4 protein-coding genes are annotated in these 4665 nt (G+C 32.4%); all 4 read right to left on the reverse strand.

Annotated elements, in window-relative coordinates; genetic code table 11:
* Positions 1–260: 260 nt before the first annotated feature.
* The 4 genes from AB8B65_RS01720 to AB8B65_RS01735 all read right to left on the reverse strand — a co-directional run bounded on the left by AB8B65_RS01720 (position 261) and on the right by AB8B65_RS01735 (position 4275).
* Positions 261–734, reverse strand: coding sequence for a GNAT family N-acetyltransferase (locus AB8B65_RS01720; RefSeq protein WP_405299070.1), 474 nt, complete (start codon positions 732–734; stop codon positions 261–263).
* A 156-nt stretch (positions 735–890) separates the two neighbouring features.
* Complete coding sequence (locus AB8B65_RS01725) at positions 891–1724, reverse strand: AbiJ-NTD4 domain-containing protein (protein WP_405299071.1); 834 nt, start codon at positions 1722–1724, stop codon at positions 891–893.
* 639 nt (positions 1725–2363) lie between these two features.
* Complete coding sequence (locus AB8B65_RS01730) at positions 2364–2771, reverse strand: hypothetical protein (protein WP_405299072.1); 408 nt, start codon at positions 2769–2771, stop codon at positions 2364–2366.
* On the reverse strand, positions 2764–4275 hold the full coding sequence (locus AB8B65_RS01735; RefSeq protein WP_405299073.1) for a hypothetical protein: 1512 nt from the start codon (positions 4273–4275) through the stop codon (positions 2764–2766). Before AB8B65_RS01735 ends, AB8B65_RS01730 begins: the two co-directional genes overlap by 8 nt.
* Between the last annotated feature and the right edge of the window lie 390 nt (positions 4276–4665).

Consider the following 4665-nt stretch of genomic DNA (forward strand, 5'->3'; position numbering starts at 1 on the left):
AATTTGGTCGACGACTAAAAGTTTGGTTTCTAAGGTTGCTTTTTGGTAGCTTTTTTTTCGCCAGTGTTCATTTTGTTGTTTCATAAGTGACTATCATTAAGTGATTAATTTTTAGTCAACCTATTTCAGGAAAGTTCATTTGTTTAATTGGCTACAACGGTCTCGGCTATGAGTAGTTGCGATTGTTTGTTCGGTTTTTCCGGTTTTGTTGGTTGTTGTATGAAGTAGGAAGTGTTCCTTGTCTTGACCAACTGAAGCAATTACTTATAGCCATTGTTGGCAGTAGTTTTTATTCTTTTCGTTAATAATGTTCTGTCATTTGATTCATATCCATTATTCAGGTATAATCTGTTCGCATTTATATTATGACGTTCAACTTCTAAGTGTACCGCATTTATATTCAACTTTTTTGATTCAGATTCAATGAAGTCCATTGTCATTTTCCCAATCCCCTTGTTTCTATAATCTTGTTTTATGTAGAATTCATCAATAAATGCATCTCTACCTTTATATTCAAAGCTGAATCCAAATGTCAGTATAATATAGCCAATGTTCAGCTGTTCAAATTTGATTAAATAGAGTCTTCCTAATGAATCATTAGAAGTGAATTCCAATAAGTTTCTTTCTCCGATTATTAAGTCAAAATCATAGTCATCAATTTTGTTAAATGAGGTCATCATTTTCAAAACATCTGATTTGTCTTCTTCTATATATTTTTTGAATTTTATTTTCATTTTTCAAATTACCGCCAACGGTTTTGTGTATGGTTAGTTGCGTGTTTCAGCAACTAATTTAGTAAACAAAAACGAACGCGAGAAAATTCCGAAGGAATTTTCCAAGTAGGCAATTACCAAAGCAATTAATTATACACGTTGTTGGCAGTAGTATTTTTAATTTTTAGTAATCAAATAATTTACAAAAGCAGAACAAGCGACTAACATAAATTTTGCCTCTTCGAGACTCGGTTCAACATCGTCATTCAATAATCCGTGTCTAATTCCGCCATTATCAGATGCATATCCATAAATAGCCTTAAAACCAGATTTTAGACTTTTAGGAATAGGTTTTTGCTTATCTAAAATATTTAATGCTTGTCCTAATGTCGTTTTTTCATTTCCAGTTATTATTTTACATAAAGATTCTACAGCTGAAATAGATTCTTTAATAGAATTCCGATAATCAGGCTTTCTTTTATCAGTTATTAATTTTAGAGAGCTTTCTAAATGAATTTTAACTGAACGATATTTCATTCCCGAATTTAGAGCTTCTTCAATTTCATTAATTTCTTGACTTGAGTCAATTTCAAGAAGACTTAAACCTACAAACCTGAAACCTGATAATTCTCGTTCCAAATATGGATTGCATACGTCTACAAAATTTTGCCCAAATTCCTCTGCACAAAATTCTAAATATTCATAAATTTCATACCACTTGGCTTCGAAAAACCACTTTCTAATATGTTTATATGCATCGTCTGGATAAATTCTACCATCTGAAATAATAAGATTGTCAATTGGTATTTTGAAAAAATCTCTCCATTGTTTTCGAAAAAATTCTGCTAAATCAGAAGGTCTATTATTGTAGCTATGATTTGAAAGTTTTCCCAGAGTTTCGTCACAAATTATAGACCACAAAGTGTTCCGTAATTCGTTTGGCATTTGCTCTTTGGATAAAGTGGTTTTTGGCTTAAAAAGTCCAAGCCTTTCTGAAAACTTTAATTTCATATTTTGTTCATATTACTGCCAACGTTCCGTGTATAATTTGTACGGTCTAGAAATCTACAAGATTTCGGGCCGCGTAATAAATATAGTAAAAATAGGGAGATTTTCCATTGGAAAATCGACTAGTATGGATTATACATATTGTTAGCGAACGTGTTGTTGCCCAATCCTTAGCCCTAGCAGCAAACCATTACTAGACTTCCCAAACCCTTTTTAAAATGGTTTCTTTTTCTTAATCGTACTACTCCTAAAAGACAAACCCTATTGGTTTATGGTTTTACCCAAGCTTATGCAAAAAGAAAACAAGTCGGCTTACACGTAAGTAAAATCAGTCCACTTAAAAAAACATAGGTAAGCTATAATTTTAATAAGAGGCCTTAAGATTTAGAAAGCAACGACCTTAAAGAAACCATTTTAAAAAGTGCTAATTTACCCAAACCAAACTCTAATGGTTTTAACAATTCAGGGTAATAGCGAACAGTTGGGGTTTTTAACAATATGTTCGCTAACGGTTGGGTATATGAAAAGTAGCAGAATAAATTATCTATTACTTTCAGGTTAAAAACAAAAATAGCAGAAAAGCATAAACTTTATGGTCTGCACTTAACTGCTATTTTTTATATACTGTGTTAGCAAAAGTGTTTATAAATTGCAAGGTTCGGCATTCTCTCTTTTTTCTTCTGTAAATCGAAAGGTAAATTCAAATTCAAGTTCACTAATTTCTCTTCTGTTTTCATAGTTTTCAATTTTATCTATACCTCTTTCGCATTGAGAATTGTCACCATAGATAAATATATTTCCTGCAGGAGGAAATGGGTCATAATTATCTATTGAAGGCTTGTTATTATATTCAGATGTATATGATTCTGTATGAATTAAAGTATCTTTTGGTTGAATTACATAACCTAAAACATCATCCGATTTAACAACTACATTAGTTTCATTTATTAAATAGATAGTTGCTGATGTGGTATATTCTGTTTCTGTTTGTGTGCAAGCACTAAATAAAACTATTGAAATACTAATAATTGAAATTTTTATATTATTCATAAGCTCTAAATAAACGGTTTAAATTATCTTCTGTTGAGTTTGTATATTTACGTATAATATTGTCTCTCCAATCATTCCAAGTTTTTTGGTCTACTAATGCATCTTCTATTTGTTTGATTGTATATCCCGAAACTTCATCTTGATTGTCCCAAGCATTAAAACCATATCCGTAATTAGTATCATCTGTAGATGAATTGTCTATCATATCAGCAACAACTAATGTATAATCATTTGTTCTACGTTCTCTTCCTAAATAATTTGGATAAGTCATTCTACCTAATTCCCATTGTACGCCTCTTGCCCAAGATTCTTTCACTTTATCGTCTATACTGTTAAAATTAAACGTTATAGATTTTTCCATTTTCCAATGAGAAGCATGTGCTAATTCATGAATAGTTGTTGCATAGGTTTCAATAGCAGACCTTTGATAAGTATAAATCCTTATAGGACTATGTAGTCCAAATGCTCTCCAAAAACTAGTATGACAACCAATACTTGTTGTTGAACTTCCACAATCTCCGCCATCTTGCAAGAATGCCTTTATTTTCATTTGCGTTTTCCAAAAACTGTTTTGTGGTGGTCGTCTTAATCCTTTTATATCTTTGTAATAATAATGATAGGCTGCTCTAAAAATAGTGGCATAATATTCTTGTTTCCCACTGTCAAGGTTTAAATCCCAATTCCCTCTTTTTTTTGGCCCATTATATGTAGCTCCATTTAGCCAACCATCCTGAAGTGCAAAATGATATCTTTCCCAATCAATACTATAATTGGCATCTCTACGGAAACGCCCATCACAGGAATAATATCCACTAGAGTTGGCAATACCTTTGTGTGTGGTAAACCATCTTCTTGCCCTAACTTCAACACCTTCAACTCCAACAAATGTATTCAGCACGTCATCCCATACTTTAATAGTTCCAGCTGGTCGCCACTTGCTTTTTGCCGTTAATGAGCTTCCTACTTCACTTTCATCAAGATTACTTGTCAATCGTAAAGATTCATCTACCAATTGATCTATAGTTGTCTTTGAAGCAAATGACTTTGAAGTTTCTTCATAATCGCCATCTTCATCTGGTATGAAGAGTTCTTCTAATATTTCATGTTCAACTCCCGAAGGAATTTGCTTTTCTATGGGTATTGAAACATACTGATATGTTGGTTGGCCAATTGGAACTTCTGGGTCATGATAAAAATCGCCGCCTTCTTCTATTTCAACATCCAATGGTATATCGTAAAGCACTAGAGTAGAATCTCTTTTAAGTATATCGAGTTCTTCTTCTGTCTTTGGTTTAAACTTGATATAGAGGTGTGTTGTTTTTATATCGCTACCTTTTGAAACCTCTACCCTTTTCTTAAGGTTCTCCCACGCTTTTTGCATGTTTTCTACCGAATAGGGGTTTTCTAGTTTTTCACCAAGTTTAATTAAACCTTCTGTTGGTGCTTGTTGTTCTACTGCTTGAGGATTAATCTCGTCATCTTTTTGACAGGAATATATTATCATTCCAATCAGGGTTAAAATGAGTAACCGTAAGTTGTTTTTGTGTTTCATTTTTTTCTTGTTTTAACGTTATGTCAGTTTTACATTTTTGCTAACGTTGAATATATGGCACGTATCCACTCACAGACCTAAGTAAAATAGAAAATAATTTAATAACCGCACATAGTTTCAAAAATGGCTGACAGGCTATGTGCTATATACTTTGTTAGCCACCGTTTTATTATGAGTTGGAATCATAGAATATTAGCACACAAAGATGGCGAATATTGGTTTTTCCAAATACACGAAGTTTATTACGATGATGAAGGTAAACCAAATAGTTATACTACTAATAGTGTAAGCGTAGGTGCAGAAAGTATAGAAGGTATAAATTGGGTATTGGATAAAATGAAA

The sequence above is a fragment of the Kordia sp. genome (assembly GCF_045105435.1).
In the GTDB taxonomy this organism is placed as follows: domain Bacteria; phylum Bacteroidota; class Bacteroidia; order Flavobacteriales; family Flavobacteriaceae; genus Kordia.